At 57.8% G+C, this 19,611-nt stretch carries 16 protein-coding genes; 7 read left to right on the top strand and 9 right to left on the bottom strand.

The annotated features are described in order from the left end of the window. The first annotated feature begins 472 nt into the window (after positions 1-472). From IE099_RS05490 to nth, 7 genes are all read left to right on the top strand, one after another. Complete coding sequence (locus tag IE099_RS05490; RefSeq protein ID WP_189568086.1) at positions 473-1,480, top strand: AAA family ATPase; 1,008 nt, start codon at positions 473-475, stop codon at positions 1,478-1,480. A gap of 6 nt (positions 1,481-1,486) precedes the next feature. Continuing rightward, complete coding sequence (locus IE099_RS05485; protein ID WP_189568084.1) at positions 1,487-2,398, top strand: DUF58 domain-containing protein; 912 nt, start codon at positions 1,487-1,489, stop codon at positions 2,396-2,398. 9 nt (positions 2,399-2,407) lie between these two features. After that, entirely contained in the window at positions 2,408-5,203 is a 2,796-nt protein-coding gene (locus tag IE099_RS05480) for a PA14 domain-containing protein (protein ID WP_189568082.1), read from the top strand. Beyond that, the gene (locus IE099_RS05475) at positions 5,200-7,596 is read left to right on the top strand and encodes a hypothetical protein (RefSeq protein ID WP_189568080.1); all 2,397 of its coding nucleotides are present in this window, start codon (positions 5,200-5,202) and stop codon (positions 7,594-7,596) included. Before IE099_RS05480 ends, IE099_RS05475 begins: the two co-directional genes overlap by 4 nt. A 52-nt stretch (positions 7,597-7,648) precedes the next feature. Further along, the gene (locus IE099_RS05470; protein WP_189568079.1) at positions 7,649-9,310 is read left to right on the top strand and encodes an AAA family ATPase; all 1,662 of its coding nucleotides are present in this window, start codon (positions 7,649-7,651) and stop codon (positions 9,308-9,310) included. A gap of 156 nt (positions 9,311-9,466) precedes the next feature. Next, positions 9,467-10,141, top strand: a complete 675-nt coding sequence (locus IE099_RS05465) for a 3D domain-containing protein (protein WP_189568077.1) — start codon at positions 9,467-9,469, stop codon at positions 10,139-10,141. Positions 10,142-10,162: 21 nt separating this feature from the next. Then, positions 10,163-10,816, top strand: a complete 654-nt coding sequence (nth, locus tag IE099_RS05460; RefSeq protein WP_189568075.1) for an endonuclease III — start codon at positions 10,163-10,165, stop codon at positions 10,814-10,816. Between the two features lie 7 nt (positions 10,817-10,823). Here nth and IE099_RS05455 read toward each other — a convergent pair whose 3' ends face one another. From IE099_RS05455 to IE099_RS05415, 9 genes are all read right to left on the bottom strand, one after another. Then, entirely contained in the window at positions 10,824-11,456 is a 633-nt protein-coding gene (locus IE099_RS05455) for a PEP-CTERM sorting domain-containing protein (protein ID WP_189568073.1), read from the bottom strand. A gap of 183 nt (positions 11,457-11,639) precedes the next feature. Next, positions 11,640-12,491 (bottom strand): DUF3618 domain-containing protein, encoded by an 852-nt coding sequence (locus IE099_RS05450; RefSeq protein WP_189568071.1) that lies wholly within the window; start codon positions 12,489-12,491, stop codon positions 11,640-11,642. Positions 12,492-12,520: 29 nt separating this feature from the next. After that, entirely contained in the window at positions 12,521-12,940 is a 420-nt protein-coding gene (locus tag IE099_RS05445; RefSeq protein ID WP_189568069.1) for a phage holin family protein, read from the bottom strand. Positions 12,941-12,961: 21 nt separating this feature from the next. Continuing rightward, positions 12,962-13,501, bottom strand: a complete 540-nt coding sequence (locus IE099_RS05440; RefSeq protein WP_189568067.1) for a hypothetical protein — start codon at positions 13,499-13,501, stop codon at positions 12,962-12,964. Positions 13,502-13,744: 243 nt separating this feature from the next. After that, the gene (locus IE099_RS05435; protein ID WP_189568066.1) at positions 13,745-15,028 is read right to left on the bottom strand and encodes a Gfo/Idh/MocA family oxidoreductase; all 1,284 of its coding nucleotides are present in this window, start codon (positions 15,026-15,028) and stop codon (positions 13,745-13,747) included. Between the two features lie 76 nt (positions 15,029-15,104). Further along, positions 15,105-16,037: a helix-turn-helix domain-containing protein gene (locus IE099_RS05430; protein WP_189568065.1), complete on the bottom strand. Its 933-nt coding sequence runs from the start codon at positions 16,035-16,037 to the stop codon at positions 15,105-15,107. A 141-nt stretch (positions 16,038-16,178) separates the two neighbouring features. Continuing rightward, a complete protein-coding gene (locus IE099_RS05425; protein WP_189568064.1) occupies positions 16,179-18,533 on the bottom strand; it encodes a heavy metal translocating P-type ATPase in 2,355 nt (784 codons plus the stop codon). Positions 18,534-18,702: 169 nt separating this feature from the next. After that, positions 18,703-19,413, bottom strand: a complete 711-nt coding sequence (locus IE099_RS05420; protein WP_189568062.1) for a sulfite exporter TauE/SafE family protein — start codon at positions 19,411-19,413, stop codon at positions 18,703-18,705. Positions 19,414-19,422: 9 nt separating this feature from the next. After that, entirely contained in the window at positions 19,423-19,569 is a 147-nt protein-coding gene (locus IE099_RS05415) for a hypothetical protein (protein WP_189568060.1), read from the bottom strand. Positions 19,570-19,611 lie beyond the last annotated feature (42 nt).

The following is a 19,611-nucleotide window of genomic DNA, read 5'->3' as shown; positions in this document are numbered from 1 at the left end:
ATACAAAGGTGTCAAGGTCGGCGTCCGGTGATAAAAGGATGCCTCTCTTATCTCTGAGGATGAGATTTCTGTAAACAGGTCGAAATTCTCAATCGTGTTACCTCAATTTTGAAAAGAAGGAAGGTGAGGATGAGTCTCTGAAGCCCCTCCCTTGTTGGATTTTTGGAGATCTGAGGTGGGAAGCCATGAGATGGAATCGAGGGATGGGCCGCACGCAACAATCACCAAAGAATCGTCCCTTTTCCCACCCGTGGGGAGAGATGGCTCGATTTTGTTTTTGTCTTTGTGGGGCATTTCCAAGACTTTTTGCGGTTAATGAAAAGGGGGAGGTGGTAGTTGTAGCGCCGGGCTATAGCCGAGCGGCGAGACCTTCTGATGCAGATTTGGCTGAGTGCCGTGCAAGGCTATCTGTTTTGGGGGCGTAGCAATTCGAGTGCCTGCAGGGTAGAAATCTGGCGAAAATTTTCGAACTATGAGTGAGAACGACAAACAGGCAGTCGAGAGGCTTCATGAGACCTACCAGCAGATGAAGGCTGGAGTGGGGAAGGTGATCGTTGGACAGGAGGAGGTGGTGGAGCAGACCCTCATGGCAATTTTCTGCCGGGGACACGCCCTTCTGGTCGGAGTGCCGGGGCTGGCGAAGACTTTGCTCGTGTCTACTTTGGCGAAATCCTTGGACCTGGGTTACAAACGCATTCAGTTCACGCCCGACCTGATGCCTGCCGACATCACGGGAACAGACATTTTGGAAGTGGATCCCGAGACGGGTCGCCGCGGCTTTCGCTTCGTTCATGGCCCGCTTTTTTCCAACCTGGTACTCGCCGACGAGATCAACCGCACACCTCCCAAGACTCAGGCTGCTCTTTTGGAAGCGATGCAGGAGCATCATGTGACGGTGGGGGAGCGCACCATGGATTTGCCCAAGCCCTTCTTCGTTCTCGCAACCCAGAACCCGATTGAGCAGGAGGGGACCTATCCTTTGCCGGAGGCTCAACTCGACCGCTTTCTCTTTAATATAGTCGTGGGATACCCGTCTGCCGAAGAGGAACGCGAAATCATCCGTCGGGTGACCAACCCCAGTGGGGCCCTGGTGGAGCCCCTGATGACGGGGGACGACATTCTGCGGATTCAGGATGTCGTGCGCCGCGTGCCGGTGGGTGACCACGTCATCGACTTTGCCGCCAATCTCGCGAGGGCCACTCGACCTGATAGTGCCGAGGCACCGGACTTTGTGAAGGAGATGGTGGGCTGGGGGGCCGGACCGCGTGCCGGCATCAGCCTGATTGCGGCGGCCAAGGCCCATGCCGTGCTGCGGGGACGATTCCATGCCACCACCGGCGATGTTGCCGCCATTGCCAAGCCGGTCTTGCGCCATCGCGTGCTCACTACCTTCAATGCCGAGGCGGCGGGCGTGAATAGTGATGAAATCATTACGCGGTTGATCCAAAATCTCGCGCCCAAGGAGGAAATCGCGCTCTAATCCGCGATGAGTGACGACCTCAAGCTTCCCGACTGCCTTTCTCTTCTTTCCGAAGAGACCATGGGAGCTTTGCGTCGCATCGAGTGGCAGGCACGCAAACGAAAGCAGGGCACTCTAACCGGCCGCCACTCCTCGCCCGACAAGGGAGCTTCCGTGGAGTTCGCGGAACACCGCGAATACGCGCCCGGTGATGATACCCGTAATCTCGATTGGCGGGTGATGGCCAAGAGCGACCGAAATGTCATTCGCCAATACATCGAGGAGACCAATTTGCGCGCGACTCTAGCAGTCGATCTCTCCGGCTCAATGGGCTACCAGGGCGACCAGGCGGAACTCTCCAAAGTCGACTACGCCAAACAGCTAGCCGCCGCCCTGGCCTACATTTTTGTCAAGCAGGGGGATGGCGCCGGGCTGGTAACTTTCGATTCCTCGGTGAAGACCTTTCTGCGTTCAGGCAGTCGTCCCAGTCAGGTGCGCCAGATTCTGGAAGAGCTCTACCCCGCAGAGGCTGGAAGTGACACGGATCTGGGTGGGGTCTTGCATGAGGTGGCCGAGCGAATTCCCCGACGCGGACTGGTGGTGCTGGTGAGCGATCTCTTCGATGAGCCTGATAAAATTGTAGAGGCGCTCCATCACTTCGACTATCGGCAGCACGAGTTGGTAGTCTTCCATTTGTTAGCTGAAGAAGAGCTCACCTTTCCGTTTAAGAAGTTTCAGCGTTTTAAAGATTTGGAAGGAGTGGAAGAAATGCTTCGCATCGATCCCCAGGCCGTCCGGGCTGCTTATCTTGAGCGATTGCGAGCTTTTGTGAAACGCATTGAGAGTGCTTGCGGGAAAATGCGGGCCGACTATGTCGCGGTCAATACCAAGACCCCGGTGCGTGATACCCTGTTGGAATACTTTGGAGGACGGCGATAGAAACTGGTAATGCTTTTTTTAAGTCCATGGTTATTGTTCGGATTGCTGGGAGTGGGAATTCCGATCCTGATCCATCTGGCGCGGCAACAGGCGGCCAAGCCGATTGAGTGGGGCGCGATGCGCTTTCTCTTCGATACGGTTGCCGTGCGCCGACGCCGCATTGAGTGGGAAGACTGGCTGCTCATGGCCTGCCGTTGTCTTTTGCTGGCCCTCATTGCGCTGGCCATTGCCATGCCCTTTTTGCCCCCGGATTCCCAAGTGCCTTGGCTCTTTGTTTTGCCCTTGCTTTTGCTGGGGGTGGCCCTCTTTGGAGGCTCATTTGTGGTGCTGCGACCCAAGTGGCGTTGGCTTCTTCGTTTGATGGGTATCGCTTTGCTAGTTGTGGCAGGGGCTCTGGTCTGGATGGAGAATGTTTTCAATCTCAAGCGCTTCCAGGCGAGCGAACGTCGTGACGTGGCGCTGATTATTGATGCCTCCACTTCCATGGCCTTGCGGGAAAAGGGAGTGACGTCCTTTGAGCGGGCGGTAGAGGAGGCACGCGAAGTGGTGCGGGAGGCTCCCCGGGGGACTGCCTTCACTGTGGTGCTGGGAGGTCCGGCCCCGGAGGCGGTCACCGCTGAGCCGCTCACCCATCGGGCAGATGTCCTGGGGGTTCTCGACAAATTGGCGGTCGTGGGAGGAAGCTTCCGTGCGCACGAGGCCCTGGGAATGGCCACCCTTGCGCTGGCGGAGGGGCGGAACGGGCGCAAGGAGATCATCGTGTGGACTGACGATCAGCGTCATGGCTGGCGGCTGGAAAACCCCAATGCTTGGAAGAGCCTTGCCGATGCTTGGGAGGCATTGCCTGCACCACCCAAGCTCATTGTGCGCAATCTGGCCCATCCTAAAGCTTATCACAATGTTGCGGTGGAGGAGCTTTCGTTCTCGCGGGCTTTGGTCGGGACCGACCGGCCGGTGACGATCTCGCACACCGTTGCCAACCGGGGCAGCGAACCGGTGACTCCGGGACGGCTCAAGCTGAAGGTCGGAGGAAGGGCGATTGCGGAGCGCTCGGTGGGCTTGCTCATGCCTGGGCAGCGCGAGCGATTCGATTTCTCACATCGCTTCGCCAGTTCAGGTCCGATTAGCGTGGAGGCCAGTCTCGATGCGGCCGATGACCTATTGGAGGACAACCGTTTGTCCAGAGTGCTGATTGTTCGCAAAGGAGTGAGAGTCCTAATTGTGGACGGCAATCCCTCGGCGGGATTTTTCGAGCGTGCGGGGGGATATTTGGCTCTGGCTTTGGCTCCGTCGAAAGACCGCAACTTGATGGACCCCGAGGTCATTCCCATTACCCGATTGCTCGCTGATTCCGTCGCTGATCGAGATGTGATCATTCTCGCGGATGTTGCCCGCTTGCCGGGTCCCATTGCTGATGCGCTGGCCAATGCGGTCAATGCGGGAACGGGATTGATGGTTGTTGCCGGTCCGCGTTCCGAGAGCGCCTTCTACAATAGTTGGAGGAGTGGTGAGGAAGCAGTTCTCCCTGCGCTGTTAGAAGAGGGGCAGGGAGATTTGCAGGGGGTCTCTCCAGCGCCCGCAACCTTTGCCCACGAGTCGCTCCAGCACTTTCGCGAACAAGGCGATCTATCCAAATCAGTCTTCCATCGCTGGTGTGAGGTGGGTGAGCTTGGGGATCGGGCTGTCCTCGGGGCCTCGCTTGCCAATGGGGAACCGTGGCTAATATCGCAAAGTCTGGGCCAGGGGCGCTGCCTCCTGGTGACGACTCTTTTCGATTCGAGGGCGGGGAACTTGCCGGCGAAAAGTAGCTTCGTTCCCCTCGTTCACGAATTGGTGACTTGGTTGGGTGGGTCGGGCGCCGATTTGAACGTGGAGGCTTCGTGGAGTCCTCGCTTTCGCCTGGCTCCTGCAAGCGGAGGTTTGAAGGGCAGGTATTTTCGCCGGAGCGATAGTGAAGCGGTGATGACCCGGGTGGACCCTGTGATCGATTTCGACTGGGGGAGTGGATCCCCCGATCAGACCCTGCCGGGAGACCAATTCAAGGTGCGGTGGGAGGGAGAGATTGTGGCTCCTCGTTCGGGAAAATACCGCTTGCGATGCGAGGTGGATGATGACCTGCGCTTGCAAATCGGTAGGAACTTTCGAGCTCAATCAACGACCGGCGCGCGCCAGCTCGGTGAGTGCGAATTGGTGGCTGGCGAGCGCACACCGATCCTGATCGAATATGGCGAAGATGGGGGAGAGGCCTTCCTGCGACTATACTGGACGCCGCCGGGGGGGGAGGAGCAAATCATTCCGGCCTCGGCCTTTCGGAATAACATTGCTTCGAACGGGGAAGAGCTGGGGGCAGTTGACCCACGGGGAAAAGCTCGCCTGGGAACCGTCCACACCAGTTCCAAGGGTCAAGAACTAGCCATCCAGGGTTCGGCCGTTCCGGGTCTCTATCAGGTGGAGGTGGATGAATGGGGGGAAAAGTGGTTTCCGGGTTGGGAGGGCACCAGTCTACCCGTGGCTGTGACGGCCGACCCGGAAGAGAGTGCTTTCGTTCCTTTTGAAAAAGATGACTTCCGCTTGATGCGGGCGCATACCGACGTCGTTCTTCCTCCCTCTTCCGCTGATACTCTGGCCGTGCTGCAGGGCAAAGGATTTGGACGGGGGATCTGGCGCTGGTTGGCGATTGCGGCGTTTCTCTTTTTTCTTTTAGAAAGTGCTCTCGCGCGTTGGGTTTCCAAGTCGCGCCGGGCAGGGGAAGAGGTTCGGGTTGAGTTTGGAGAGAGTCCGGCGTGGAAGGAGGGCGGGCGATGAAGGTGATCTTGCGGTTCGTTTTGGTCTTTTGCCTTGTTTGGGCTGTTCTTGCGGGGCTGGCGCAGTTTGTTCGTCTGGCACCGGACTGGCCGATCTGGACGGTGGCGGTCGGGGTTTCCTTGAGTGTGGAGGCGATTCTTGGTCTGTATCGTTACGAGCGGTCTGCGGTGGCTCCCGGGCGTTCGCGGACTCTGATCAGTCTTCGCTTTGCGGCCTTGGCGGTTTTGGTCTGGATCCTGGTCGAACCGACCTGGGTTCGCACAGTGACGCGCGACCGCGAGCAAGAGATCGTCGTGGTCCTGGATGACTCGGCTTCGATGGATTTGCAGGATGAGGGCGAGGAACTCACCCGTGGCGAAATCGCTGAAAAGGTTTTGGCGGATAGCGGCTTGATGGAAAAGTTAGAGGAGAACTTTCGGGTCAGGCAGGTCCGGGCCGCGCGAAGCGTATTGGCGCACAATGCCAAGAGGGAAGATGGCTGGAAGCAAGCGACGGACCTCGCGGCAGCTCTGGGGAGTGTGTTGGAGCAAGTGCCGCCGGATGAGCTTGGGGGAGTGGTTTTGTTAAGTGATGGCCGCCACAACCGTCCTGCCCAAGTCGAGGAGACGGCGCGACGATTCGGGATTTTGGATGCACCTATAGGAAGCGTGGCGATCGGGCGGGCTGAACCTCCCAAGGATGCCGCGGTCTTGCGAGTGAGTGCCCCGGAGGCAATTCATTTGGGGGACCGCATGCGGGTGAGTGCCGGGTTGAAATTCGATGGCTATTCGGGGCAAAAGGCGAAGGTCTTGCTCACGCGGGCCGGTGAGCTGTTGGAGGAGCGGGAGATCTCCGTTCCCCAGAAAAATCATCGGGAGGAAGTCCGCTTCGTCCTGACCCCCGAGGCGGGCGGGGTTGGCGACTTCCGGATCGAAATTGCTCCTCTCGAGGGGGAACGTTTCAGTGATAACAATGGGTGGGATTTTGAGACTTCCATTACCGATGCGCGCACCAATGTCTTGCTCATCGATCGTCATCCGCGGTGGGAATTTCGTTACCTGCGTAATCTGTTCTATGGTCGCGACAAGTCGGTCCATCTCCAATGGCTTCTCTTGAATCCCGATCGCATTGAGGGGGAGGAACCGGAGAAAGTCCCCGCCTCCGCGGCACGACCCTTTGGAGAAGCTCAGGCCACCTCGCTGCCGGTTAACGAGGAGGAGTGGCGCAAGTTTGATGTCATCATCTTGGGCGATCTTTCGGCTGCGGATTTGGATGGGGAGACTTGGGCGATTATCAATCGGTGTGTGAGCGAGCGGGCTGCCATGCTGGTGCTGGTCGCTGGCCCCGAGTCGATGCCGCATGCGCTGTCGCCGGAAGCCCGGCAGCTGGTGCCTGTGGAGATGGAGTGGGGGAATGCCACCTACTATGGCACTCGTAGTCAGCCATTCCGCATTGGGCTGGGTTCATCCGGGGTAGGCCATCCGGTTGTGAAGCAGTCGCAGGGCGCGGTGGATGATGGCGCGATGTGGCGAAGTTTCCCTGAGATGAGATGGCGCCATTCGGTTCGCTCGCTGAAGGAAGGCGCGGAGGTCTTGCTGGTGGCGGAGGAGGGCGATACCGCTCGACAGGCGAGTGCCGAGGGGTTGCGGGATGCTCTGCGGGATTTGGCCAACCGGAGACAAAAGGAAGCGGAGTCCGCCCTGCTGGTCACTCGCCAGACGGGGCGGGGTAAGGTTGCTCTGCTTCTGACTGATCGGACCTGGCGGCTGCGCGAAGGGTCGGGCGATGTCTATCACCACCGCTTTTGGGGGAATCTCGTGCGCTGGGGAGCGGGACCGATTCTGCGTTCGGGCAGCCCCCAGGTTCGTCTGGGGACGGACCAACTGACCTACACTCCCGATGACCCCGTGCGTCTGCAGGCCCGATTGCGCGAGAAGGATTTGGCCCCCGTATGGGATGAAAGCCTGAGGGCCGAGGTGTTGCGTGGTGGCTCGGTAGTCGCCACGGTCGACCTTTCTCCTTTCAAAGATTCCAACGGGTTGCATGAGGGTGTGTCCGGTCCGTTTAGCCAACCGGGTCTTTATCAAGTGCGATTGCGGGGCTCTGAGCTTGCGCGCCTTTCTCCGGAAGAACAGATCACAACTGGATTTCGGGTCGTCGGTTCGCGTGGACCAATCGAACTTGCGGACACCACCTTGAACCTTCCGCTGCTACAAACCCTCGCGGATCTTTCCGGAGGTGAAGTGGTCAGTTCGACCGAGATAGACTCCTTGGCCTCGCTCTTTCGCCGCGACGAAGGAGAGCGGGAGGAAGTTCGCGAAACCTCGCTCTGGAGTCAGTGGCCTGTGCTGCTGCTGCTGTTCGCAATCTTGAGCGCCGAGTGGATTCTGCGAAGGGGTGCGGGGCTGCCTTGAGGAGAACTGCGCGCTACCAATTTGCAACAATTCCGGTAGTCTGCCAAAGGCGATGAGCGATTTACCGAATTGGGCCAGTGAGGTCATTAGTGGATATGAGAGTGGAGTGGCGGGGTGTTTTCTCCTGCACGGCAATACTGGTGATCGGTTGTTGATGCCGGGGGGAGAGAGCTTTCCCGAGGGCGAGCAACTGGGTTCGTTGCGTGACTTTTTAGGCGAAGTCCTTTTGCCTCGCTTCGAGATCGTGCTCACCTACGACCTCGGGGAAGGTCTGCGGGTTCAGCGCGGTGATGAGAAGTTCGAGGAGTGGGCTGGTGATCGCGAAGTGCCGAGCCAGCCCCTTGCGACCATGCGCTATGTGGGGAAGTTCCTTCGCTATCAGCGGAATACCCGGGCCTTGACGGGGAAAAGTCCGCGCGTGGCCTTTGTGGTTCGGGAAGCGCATCTGGTCTGTCCATCTCTCCCCAATGCGCTCAACTATGAGCTTAATGCCTTGGCCAGTCTGTTGCGGGGTTGGGCGACTGGCGGATTGTTGCAGGAAAATGATCAAGCGGTGTTTCTCGTCGCCGATCGTTCGGCCAATTTGCATCCCCTATTATTAAGGGAGACTTCTATCAGGGTGCTGGAAATTCCGCTCCCCGATGGAGATGAAGTGGGGCGGGCCCTGGCGGCACTGCAGCCGGAGGCTCCCATTGCGCTTAAAAACTTCGAAGGCCGGTTGCCCGAGCTCGGCATGGCACTGCGGGGCACAACCCTGGGTTCGGTCGAGACCCTGGTGCGCCGCCGTCAGTTCGACCGTCTCGCATTGGAGGAAGAAGACGTAGGCCGATTGAAGCGGGAATTGGTCGAAAAAGATTGTGAGGGGCTCATCGAATTCATCGAGCCCGACCGCGATCTTTCCAAAGTCATCGGGCTGGAAGCGGCGAAGGCATGGTTGCGTGACGACCTCGCGCTTTGGCGTCGTGGTGAGTTGGAAGCCATGCCGATGGGCTACCTGTTCTGCGGTCCCGTTGGCACGGGAAAGACCTACCTCGCGGAGTGTCTGGCGGGAGAGGCCGGGGTGCCGATGGTGGTCTTGCGCAACTTTCGCGACAAGTGGGTGGGTAGCACCGAGGCCAACCTCGAGAAGATTTTCGCCCTCCTCCACGCCCTCGGGCGCTGCCTGGTCTTTGTCGACGAAGCCGATCAGGCTCTCGGCAAGCGCGAGGGTGGAAGCGGTGACAGCGGGGTTTCCAGCCGGGTCTATTCCATGATGGCTGCCGAGATGTCCGATACCCGCAATCGCGGGAAGATTGTCTGGGTTCTGGCTTCCAGCCGCCCCGACCTCATCGAGGTGGACCTCAAGCGTCCAGGGCGGGTTGATGTGAAAATCCCTCTTTTCCCCAGCACCAATCCCGCAGAGGGCTTTGCTTTGCTACGGGCCCTCTGTGGTTCGCGTGGGGTGAAGATCGAAAAAGACACCTTCCCGTCCTTGGAGCCGATCATCCCCAACCTGCTCACTCCGGGTGCGGCCGAGGCGATCGCGGTGAAGGTTTTTCGCGGAGTGAAGGCCAAGTCACTCGCCCCCGATGAGGCTCTTCGGGGTGCTTTGACCGGCTACCTTCCCCCCATCGACCCCGAAATTTTGCGTCATCAGATGAATTTGGCCGCGGCTGAATCGACCGAGCCGAGCTTTCTGGATGCGGAGGTTCGGGCCTTACTGGGCCTTGATTAGAGGGTTATGAAAAGGCTCAGAAAAATGTGACATTTTCTGAAAGATTGAGAAATCCGTGGCAAAAAAGAGTTTACAGGGCGCGAAATTCCCTCAGTTTTGCCCCTGGTTCGCTTGATTAACGAAAGTTAATAAAGTGTTCCACGAACAAAATCATCTATGAGAATCCTCCAAACCGCGTCCGCTCTTGCCGGACTCACCGTCGTTTTGCTCTCAAGTTGTTCCTCCACGGGTGTTGCCCAGAAGGAAGCAAAAGCACCCGCTTCGTCCGCATGGACCCAAACCGTTGGCAACAATCTGCCCGCTGAAGCCAACGTCGCTCTTCTCAACGAAGTGGCCCATCTCCCCAAGGACAAACATGGCTTTCCCAGCTACACCGACGACCAGACCCACCGTGTTGTCCGTGCCACTGCCTACTCGCACATGCAGAACGAGCCCGGCGCCCCCGGTCGCATGAATGCCGCTGGCGGTATCCTCAAGTATGGCCAAGTCCGCAGCGCGGCTGCTGATTGGTCGAAGTATCCTGTCGGCACCAAGTTCCGCATCAAGGGACTTCCTTACCTCTACGTTGTTGACGACTACGGTTCTGCGTTGACCGGCACCAACACCATCGACATTTTCCACCCCACCCTCGGCGGAATCAAGAAGTGGGGCCTTCGCACCATCGAGATTGACATCGTGCAGTGGGGTTCTTGGGAGCGCACCCTCGCTCTGCTCAAAGGCCGCCAGGGCTACTGGCACACCCGCGACATGTATTTCGCCGCCAAGAAGAAGATCGACAATGGTCAAGCAGTTGCTGGCTACAGCACTCCGGGTCGCAACACCCAGGGTTAATCACTTTTTAGTCGCTCCCTGATGCTCAAGCAGGAACGGGCCGACTTCATTCTCAGGCGTCTCGAGGAATTGTATCCCGAGACGCCTGTTCCTTTGGATCATACCAGTCCCTTCACCCTCCTCGTCGCGGTTCTGCTCTCAGCGCAGTGCACCGACGCCCGGGTCAATCTGGTGACTCCCCGTCTTTTTGCTCTGGCGGATGAGCCTCAGGCGATGTCGCAGTTGGAGGTGCCGGTGATTCAGGAGGCAATCAAGTCCTGTGGACTCGCTCCCAAAAAGGCAAAGGCCATCAGCGGCCTTTCCCACATCCTGATGGAAAAGTTCGATGGCCAAGTGCCGAGAACACTGGCGGAATTGGAAACGCTACCCGGGGTCGGTCACAAGACTGCCTCGGTGGTTGTGGCGCAGGCTTTTGGCGAACCCGCCTTTCCGGTCGATACCCATATTCATCGGCTGGCCCAGCGTTGGAAGCTGACCTCGGGGAAGAACGTGGTCGAAACCGAGCGGGACCTGAAAAAGCTCTTTCCGAGGGAGAGCTGGAACAAGCTGCACCTGCAGATCATTTTCTACGGTCGGGATGCCTGCACCGCACGAGGGTGCGACGGGACCGTATGTGAAATCTGCCGCACCCTTTTTCCGAAAAGGAAAAAGGGTATTGAAACCAAGAAGTCGTGAGCCGGGCTTAGGCGCGGCGGCGACGGACGAGGAAGAGTCCTGCCAAAGAAACCAAAAGGGCGGAGGAAGGCTCGGGAATGGAGGCGGCAACCACATTCCCCTTGTCATCAATGAAAATACCGTTGGTGGCGGGCTCGCCACCGATTCGGATGAAGCTGGAGGCACGCTCGGTATCCCAATTGACCTCGTCGATGTCATTGCTGTCCGTTAGTGGAGAGCCGCCATCGCTGCTAAAGATGATCACCATGTCGTCGACTGCACCGAAGAGTGAATCAAAGGTCCCGAAGCCATTGGTGAAATAGGTCAGGCCGTTCATTGCGAAGGAACCCGTGGTGTCCCAAGTGTCGGCGTCAATAATGGTGGCGCTCCACGAAAAACCACCGTCCACCAAGCTGAATCCCCCGAAGGAAGGTGCGGCTGGGTTGTGTTGAAAGGAGAAAGCGGCGGCGAAGATGCTGACGTCACTGATGATGTCGACGTAATAGGCAACCGTGCCAGCATCAGGAGTTTCGTATTCACCAAATGTGATCGCTCCGTTGGTAGCCTCGAAACGCTCAATTACGGATTCTTGGCCAAGTGTGGTCTGGGCGCAGCCAAGCGAAAGGGCCGCCAAGAGAATTGATGTTTGAGGACGTTGCATAAGAGGACTGAATCTTTAAACCCAAACATCGCGTCTAACAATCAAATAATTAATAAAGCTTAACCATTTCGCTTTTGTGCGTATCTTTCTGTCTTTGTGAGGCTTGACTCACCTTGTATAGAAAAACTCCCCGTGCCCACTGCGGGAACGAGGAGTGTCGGAGGGAAATTTTTTGCATATCAGTTAGCTGGCGGCGATGGATTCTTCCAGTTGATCCGCGCCATTGTTGATCGCGGTTTCGGCTCGGTGCTCAAGCCCTTGGGCGTCCAATTGCTTTTCCCGGATCTGCTCGCGGGTGTTTTCGAGCGCCTTGCGGCACGCGGTGGTTGCCTTGGTTTTCACCTTGTTGGCGGCGCGGCCATAAAGCTTTTCCTCCTGCTCGGATTTCGGGAAAAGAAGTCCCAAGGCAAAACCGGAAACAAGAGCTCCCGCACAGATGGCCAATGGGTTGGTGCGTGTGGTCGCGCCCACCTTCTCGGCGGTTTTCTGTGCAATTTCGTTCACGTGTTCGCCTGTTTGATGAGTGGCCTCTTGAACTTTTCCAAGGGCTTTATCGGCAGACTCCCGGACTTGGGCGGCCTTTTCTGAAGCAACAGTCTTCGCCTGCTCTGCAGTGCCGGAGAGTTTTTCCCGACCTTGTTCCAGCCTCTCTTGGCTTGTTTCCCTGAGGTTGGCGAAACGGTTCGAGTGGTCATCATTCACTGGCGAAGACGCATCATGTCGATCTGACGAGGAAGGGAGCAGGGTACTACCTAATGCGGCGACTCCCAGCGCTACAGGCACGGGATTGTCGCGAATGATGCGGCCCGCCCGGTTGCCGGCTTCTTTGAGATGATCGGCAGTTGCGGTGTGATCGAGGTGATCGAGCTTGTCCTTCATCCAGTCATAGAGACTTCCGAAGAGTTCGTTGGGTTCGGCCTTTTCAGTCAGCTTCTGCCAGGTTTCATCCATCCGGTTACGAGTGGTTGCAATATCCTGTTCAATGGCTTCGGAATGATAATCCGATTCGGTCGTGTTTGTATTTGTAGAGTTCATAATTTTAATTTGTAGGCCCACCGTTTGAGTTATTTGAATTGATTGACGGTTCTCGTGGGCATGAGGCTTCCGTCCATCAGTTTGTTCTTTGCGTAAAGTGACGCGGCTATCCCGCTCGCCATAATCAGTGCTCCAAAAAAGAGGAATCCCATTGAGTTGGCTAACAAGCGTCCAACCCCCAAAAGGAGAAAGAGCTGGGCAATTCCGTAGGAAAGACCTGCCATCGCAATGATGATTCCGTTGCACAGAATGAAAATTCCGGCGAAGAGAATCGCCACATGTCGCGCGGCTTGTGAGACCTTCTCCCCCACCTCGGCCTTTGCTAAGGCAACTTCCTGTCGAAAGAGGTGGGAGGCGTCAGCAGTGAGGTCTCCCAGCAAGCTGGCGAGGGGATTCTTTGAAGTCGCTCGCTGCTGAGCGGGACTCGCGGTGTTGTTGAGTGTGACCATAGCTTTACCGGAATAGATTGATTAAGCCGCAGTGCGTGAGCTTTCGCCGACGCGGAGAATGCGTCCCATCAGGAATCCGGTGAGAACCAGTCCACCGGCGACCATGGCAGGGTGGTCCCGGACCACACCTCGAACATCTTCCAGCAACTCTTCGGAGTCCTTGCTCTCCAGATAGCTGGCAACTTTTTCCAATCCATCGGAAAGGGTGCTGGTTCCAGTTTTCAGCGATTCGGGCTGTTGTTCATTGAGCCGGTTCCCCGCAGAGTCCACAGCACGTTGAAGATTGCGAACTTGGGAAGATGCCGCGTGAAGACCACGGTCTGCCTCGTCCTTGACGCGGGTGCCGGTCTTTTCCATCAATTCCTGTCCGCGCTCCTTAACAGTGTCCTTTACCTTGTCGACTACTGCCGTGCCTTTGTTGCCGGCTTCCTCAACCTGACTTTCATCTTGTGGAATGTAGTGGGGAGTGAAGTCCGAGGTGTCGTGGGGGAGAGGAGTTCCAAGCTCCACCTTCGAATTTTGAGACCCGTTTTGCTGGTATTTGGTTTCTTGTGTATTCATAGCACCCTTTACTTTGCAGAAGCGGTGCCAGAGCAGCTTTTCCCCGCCGTTGCAGGGATAGACGAGAATAAGGACGCCTCCTCTAAATGGAAAGAGTGCAACTTGAGCTCTTTGCAAACGCAAATCTTGCAGCCTGCATTCAGAAGGATGTTCGTGGCAAGTGGGCGCGTAAGGAGCTCCCCAGGCCGGCTATCCTGAAGGAAAGATTCAGCACCTTGGGCGCTGTTGAGACAATTGGCGACTTCAGCTTGTTAGCTGCCACTCCGCTCTATCCTTCTGATGGATCAGTTGGTTGGCCGCTTCATTGTTCGTCACTTTCATCGTCTCGGGATCGAATTCCAGATTACTGTTGAGGCGATGGGCGATTTTGCCAAGATTGACGAGGCAGCAAGAGTTGAATCCGTTTTCCTCGTTTAAGGCGAATTTCTTCTTCTCTTTGATTGCCAGATGAAAGTCAGTCACTTGCGCGGGAGGCTCGGGAAGAGAGTCGACTTTTTTTGCAAAGCCCGTGATGTCCGACTTGAAGCCTTTGAAGATCTTTCCTTCGGAACCTTCGATGAAGGCGGCGTCTTTGTCTTTGTTTTCCCCATCCAGTATGATCTGGCTTCCGTCGGCGTAGGTATAGGTAATGCGGCGCCACGTTCCGACGGCGTCGTCGTCTTGCTTGTCGGCATCGATTTCCACCGAGACAGGGAGCTCCTCATCTTTCCCAAGAATGTATTGTACTGGATCCAGATAGTGCTGCCCCATGTCGCCGAGCCCTCCGCCATCATAGTCCCAATAGCCACGAAAGGTACCGTGAGTGCGGTGTGGGTGATAGGGCTTGTAGGGAGCCGGCCCCAACCAGAAATCGTAGTCGAAGTGGGAAGGAATTTTTTCTTCTGTTAGGTCGGTGCGGCCCACCCAGTGGAACTTCCAATTGAAGCCCGTAACCCCGCTCAGGGTGACCTTGTAGGGGCCATCGCCTAACAGACCACCCATGACTGCCTTGCGAACTCGACGCGCCGAGGTGCCCATTCCGTAGAAATTGTCTTTAAAGCGGAACCAGGTGTTGACCCGGTAGGCCACCTCAGCGTCGGCGATGGCTTTCTTCATCGCGATGCCTTCCCCGATGGTCCGGGTCATTGGCTTCTCACCCCAGATGGCCTTGCCTGCTTTGGCTGCCTCAATTGCCATATAGGCGTGCCAGTGGGGAGGGGTGGCAATGTGAATGATATCAATGTCATTGCGGGCAATAACTTCACGGAAATCATGATAGCCTTTCACATCCGGATTGCCGCCGTCTTTGACCTGCTTCATGCGATTGGCCAAATGCTTGGAGTCCACATCACAGAGAGCCAGCAGCTTGCCCGGCATGTTCAGATGGGCGGCGCTAATTCCACCACAACCAATGATGGCCCGCGTCAACTGATTGCTCGGCGCGGTTGATGCCGCCAAAAGGTGGCGGGGAGTGAAGGAGACAGTTGCCATCGCCGCGAGGCTCTTGATGGAACGACGACGCGAGAGCGAGTGATCGGAAAGATTCATTCTCTCTTCCCTAGCGGAAAATCGTTTGGACCGCAAACTTCCTCCGCAGTCAATTGAACCAGATAGTGGTGAGGAATCAGGCGCTCAACTTTTCCAGCTGCTGTTCCCGCCATGCCGAGGGGGAGCAACCGTTGATCTTGGCAAAGGAGCGGTTGAATTGGGATAGGGATTGGAAGCCGACCTGAAAGGCGATCTCAGAGACCCGGGTTGCTGGTCTCAGCAACTCCTTGCGTGCCCATGCGATGCGCGCCCGAGTGACGTAGTCTGTGAGAGTGAGGCCCGTGATCTCCTTGAAGACCCGGCAAAAGTGGCTTTCGGAGAGTCCTGCCTGGCGAGCGACGATTCCCAGGGGGAGCGGTTCGTCGAGATGCTGGTGGATGAAGGTCCGGGCCTTGAGAATGGCGGCAGGTTCCTTTCCCTCCTCGACCATTGCGAGCTCCTCGGCGTGCTGGGAGAGTTGTTTTGAAAAGGAATCCAGCAGCGAGATCATCGAGTCGTAGCGTTTGGGATCAACGGTTTGGGTCTCGAAGTATGCGGTTTTGAGGTCCTTCAATTCCTTGCTTTTCACTCCGTTGGAGGAAAGCTTTTCCGACAGAATTTGAAACTGTTGTTCGGTTGGCTGACGGTGGAAGACCTGTCCGGTCTTGAGATACCCAATCGTCGTCGCCCCCATTCGGATCGGCACGGCAGTTGCGCAAAGGCCCGCGAAGCATCCGCACGACGCAGGCCCCTTGACCTCGGCCTCTTTCATCAGGCGATGGTTGATGGTTTTGCAATCGTGACAGGCTACGCTGCAATGATGGAGCATTTCGCAGAAGGGCGATTGATTCTGGCGATGCTCGTTGAGGCACCATTCCTCATCCGCCCGCATAAACCTCAACGGAAGCCCGGTGGCCATACGAAAGGCATCGCAATATCCCTTGAAGAGATCGGACTCCTGCAAACGCAAAAACAGAGCTTGTTCAAAGCTCGGCAATTTCAGGGCGCTCGAAGTTTCGGGAGAAGCCATCGTCATGTTCAATACGGTGGGAAATTGGGTTTTCTAACAAACGGGACAGCGGGGGATTCCTCGCTGGAGAACAGCGCTTTCACGAGAGGAGGGAGGTGTTTGATCGTCACGGAAAGAGGAGAGATAGGCTTGGAGGAGTTGCTAGGATTGGACGGGAAGGGTGAGAGCTTTGATCGAGGTCGGGGCTGGTTTGCTGCTTGAGGAACGGGTCTTGCCCAAACGGGCTGAAGCGAGCGCGAGGGAGGCGAGGCTGGAGAGCGGCATCAAGATGGCGGCGAGCAGGGGATTCATGTGTCCCATCAGGCAAATGGTGATGGCGATGCTGTTGTAGACGATGGCAAAGATCAGAACCCGCCGAACAATACGATGACGCCAACGGGAGGTCGCGAGGAGATGGGGGAGGAAGCCCAACCCGGGTTGGGTGAAGAGGAAGTCGGCTTTGGTATCCAACAGGGAGCGATCCGCGACCGGGCTGCCGGTGGCGAGGGCGGCATCAAAGGCCAGGGAGTCGTTCGCCCCGTCGCCCAAGAAGAGGGCGGGATTGAGCTCGTGGATGTGGGTGGCCTTGTCCTCCGGGGAGAGGTCACCATGCGCGAGCGCGGGGTCCAGTTGCAAGGAGCGGGCAAGGTCGCGGACCCGCTGGCCCTCGTCACCCGAGAGAATGTGCACCGGAAGACCCGAAGCGGCCAGGGCGCGCGCGGCGTCGGGACGGGCAGACTCCGAGAAGTGAAAGCGGGCGATGGCCTGGCCGTCGCGAGTGAACTCGACCTCGGGTCCGGTGGCTTTTCCTGCTTCCCAGAGGGCAGGCTTGCCCAGTCGGTATTCGACCCCCTCGATCGTGGTGGTCAGTCCTTGGCCCGGCGTATCGACGACCGCAGTATCGAAGGGAAGGGTGGTGCCGGCCTTGGCCAAATGCTGGTGCAAAGTCCGCGAGAGAGGGTGGAGCGAGGTGGCGGTGAGGTGAAGGAGGACTCCGCGTTCCGAGGCGGTCAGCAGGTCTAACAGTTCGGGGTCTTTCAGGGTGGGATGCTCCAGCGTCAGGGTGCCAGTCTTGTCGAGGACCAGCGCCTTGATCTGCATCAGGCGCTGCCAGAGAGCGGAGTTTTGCACAAAAACTCCGTAGGTTTGCAAATGGGTAGCGGCACGCCGATCCGCCAGTGGAATCGCCACCCCGAGGGCGCAAGGGCACGAGACGATGAAGATGGAGATGGAGACCTGCAACGCGTCCACCAGACTGCCCGTGACGAAAAGCCAACCGAGGCCACCCGCGACTCCCACAACGAGGACGGTGAGGAGATAGATTCGGAGAAGCTTTTGCAGGAGAGCCGAGGATTGCGTGCGGTCGGAGGACTGGGTGAGCTTGGCCACCAGAGAGTCCGCGAAGTCCTCGTCCGCTTGCAGGGTGAGCGCTTGGTTGGCGAGATTGACCGCGCCGGAAGGCACCCGTTGCCCGGCCTCGAACTGGCGGGGCTCGGGTTCGCCATTGATCCAGGCGAGCGAAAGGGAAGCCGCGTCCTTTTGCAAAATGGCGGTGACGGGAAGAGGTTGTCCGGTTGGCAGGAGGAAGACTTCGCCGGAGGAGAGCGAACGGGTGGGCTTCTCGCTGGTGGTGCCGTCGGTCTCTAACAGAGTGATGTTTTCGGGGAGGGCGCTGGTTCTGGTGAGGTTGGAGCGGGCCTTTTCCGAAGCCGCCAGGTGCAGGTAGCGTCCCCCGAGCATGAGGGTGGTGAAGATGGCCACGAAGTCGAAGTAGAGGAGCCGTTCCTCACCGATGAAGTAGCCGATCAGCGAGCCCGCGAAGGCCAGAAGCAAGCCGAGCGAAATCGGCAGATCGATGTGCAAGGTGCGCTGCCGCAAAGCCGCGAGGGCTCTGGTGAAAAAGTAAGTGCCGCCGATGAGGAGGGCGAAGGTGGCCGAGAGCAGGGTGACGATCTCGAAGATTTGCGCGAAGGCAAAGGTCGGCTCCATCCCCAGATAGCGCGGCAGGGTGAAGGCCATGGCATTGAGGGCGAAGGCGGAGGTGATGCCGAGGCGGGCGAGCAAGCGGGAGGACTCGCTGGCGGTCTTCTTCGAGCTGTCGAGCGCTCCGAGGGCATAGCCATAGCGCGGGAGTTCCTCCGCGAGGGTCTGTAAGGGATGAGTACCTTCGTCCCACGAAAAGGTGGCCTGACCGGTGTCGGGGAAGAGGGCGCAAGTCCGTGCGCCCTCAAGCTGGAGAAAGAGTTTCTCGATCAACCAGACGCAGCCAATGCAGGTCACTCCATTCACCGCCACCTCGAGGGTGGTCTTTCCATCGGTAGCCTTTTCCAGCCAATCCAGATCCTGGGGTTGGAAGGGGCGGTCTTTCACGGGGATGCCTGTGGCCTTGCCCTTCAAATCATAAAAGCGATCCAAGCCTTCCGCGGTGAGAGTTTCGTATACGAACTCGCAGCCCGAGCAGCAAAAGCGCGCGGTTGGGTTAGGGTTCGGTGTTCCGCAATGGAGGCAGTCGCTCACTTTAGGTGTTTGGGGTTGTTTGGTTTTGCTGGGGTGGGTTTTGCTGGCAGGTCTTTGAGAGACTAAATAGTCAAAGACTCAGAAACCAAAGTTCAACCTTTGGGGGAAGGGACAGCAGCAAACTTCCTCTGGTTTCTGAGTTTTTGATCATTCGGTCTCTCTTTCCGGTTTAGTGGCAGCAGCTTGGTAGTTCGTCCGTTGGCTTGGCCATCTCGACCTCTTTGTTGAGTGGCAGGGTGTCTTGCAGGCGGAAGATCATCACGGCGGCGGCCACGACAGCGAGGGTCCGTTGCAGGTGGGTGAAGGTGGCGGCGGGGAGGGCCTTCTTGATCTGGGTGAGGGACTGTTGGGCGGCCCAAAGGAGAGGAATGGTTCCCAACCCGAAGGCCAATGCGAACTCGGCTCCACGGATCGGTGAGCCAGTGAGCAGGCACGCCGCAAAGAGCAGATAAAGTGGTCCGCAGGGCAAGATGGGCGTTGCGAGGCCCAGCAGGAAACCGCCGTGGGTGGAGGACATGCGAAAGGCCTTCATGCGGGCTTGGGCAAAGAGCCGGTCGATGAACTTGGGGCGGGGGAGCTTTTTCCAAAGCCCCAGCGCCGTCACCAGAAAGACCGCAATCATGAACCAGGGCAGAAGCACGGCGGGGCTGTTGAAGATCCACTTCAGGGGCTGTTGTCCGAGGAATCCGCACAGCGCCCCGATGCTGCCGTAGGAAATCAGTCGACCCAGGTGGTAGGCGGTGGCGCCTACCAGTCGCGAGGTTTCCCCGCCCTTCATCGACGACACCGTGCAGGCCAGCGGTCCACACATCCCCACGCAATGCACACTGGTAACCAGTCCTGCAACCAGCGCGGCGGAGATGGTGGTAACGGATTCCATGACGGTGACCTACGGGTGTTCGCTTTGCTGGGTCAGGGGGGCAGGTTCGGGACGGAACTTGACCGCGATGGTGATGAGGGAGCTCCAGGCTGTGATCAGAATTCCGAAGCAGAGCACGAGCAGAAGCCAGGGGTGTTTGATAAGAATTTTGGTCATTGCGAGAGAGAGGATGAGGGATGGGGGGATAAAAGACTCCGC

Source organism: Roseibacillus persicicus, from assembly GCF_014651675.1.
In the GTDB taxonomy this organism is placed as follows: Bacteria; Verrucomicrobiota; Verrucomicrobiia; order Verrucomicrobiales; family Akkermansiaceae; genus Roseibacillus; species Roseibacillus persicicus.
The sequence above is the reverse complement of the archived record's forward strand: the minus strand, read 5'-3'. Positions and strand labels throughout refer to the sequence as shown.

Excerpts from the sequence above, each read along its gene's own strand:
- IE099_RS05480 (WP_189568082.1), top strand. The coding sequence starts at position 2,408 with ATGCTTTTTTTAAGTCCATGGTTATTGTTCGGATTGCTGGGAGTGGGA.
- IE099_RS05445 (WP_189568069.1), bottom strand. The coding sequence starts at position 12,940 with ATGGTCACACTCAACAACACCGCGAGTCCCGCTCAGCAGCGAGCGACT.
- IE099_RS05430 (WP_189568065.1), bottom strand. The coding sequence starts at position 16,037 with ATGGCTTCTCCCGAAACTTCGAGCGCCCTGAAATTGCCGAGCTTTGAA.
- IE099_RS05450 (WP_189568071.1), bottom strand. The coding sequence starts at position 12,491 with ATGAACTCTACAAATACAAACACGACCGAATCGGATTATCATTCCGAA.
- IE099_RS05440 (WP_189568067.1), bottom strand. The coding sequence starts at position 13,501 with ATGAATACACAAGAAACCAAATACCAGCAAAACGGGTCTCAAAATTCG.
- IE099_RS05470 (WP_189568079.1), top strand. The coding sequence starts at position 7,649 with ATGAGCGATTTACCGAATTGGGCCAGTGAGGTCATTAGTGGATATGAG.
- IE099_RS05475 (WP_189568080.1), top strand. The coding sequence starts at position 5,200 with ATGAAGGTGATCTTGCGGTTCGTTTTGGTCTTTTGCCTTGTTTGGGCT.
- IE099_RS05415 (WP_189568060.1), bottom strand. The coding sequence starts at position 19,569 with ATGACCAAAATTCTTATCAAACACCCCTGGCTTCTGCTCGTGCTCTGC.
- IE099_RS05485 (WP_189568084.1), top strand. The coding sequence starts at position 1,487 with ATGAGTGACGACCTCAAGCTTCCCGACTGCCTTTCTCTTCTTTCCGAA.
- IE099_RS05455 (WP_189568073.1), bottom strand. The coding sequence starts at position 11,456 with ATGCAACGTCCTCAAACATCAATTCTCTTGGCGGCCCTTTCGCTTGGC.
- IE099_RS05420 (WP_189568062.1), bottom strand. The coding sequence starts at position 19,413 with ATGGAATCCGTTACCACCATCTCCGCCGCGCTGGTTGCAGGACTGGTT.
- IE099_RS05490 (WP_189568086.1), top strand. The coding sequence starts at position 473 with ATGAGTGAGAACGACAAACAGGCAGTCGAGAGGCTTCATGAGACCTAC.
- IE099_RS05465 (WP_189568077.1), top strand. The coding sequence starts at position 9,467 with ATGAGAATCCTCCAAACCGCGTCCGCTCTTGCCGGACTCACCGTCGTT.
- nth (WP_189568075.1), top strand. The coding sequence starts at position 10,163 with ATGCTCAAGCAGGAACGGGCCGACTTCATTCTCAGGCGTCTCGAGGAA.
- IE099_RS05435 (WP_189568066.1), bottom strand. The coding sequence starts at position 15,028 with ATGAATCTTTCCGATCACTCGCTCTCGCGTCGTCGTTCCATCAAGAGC.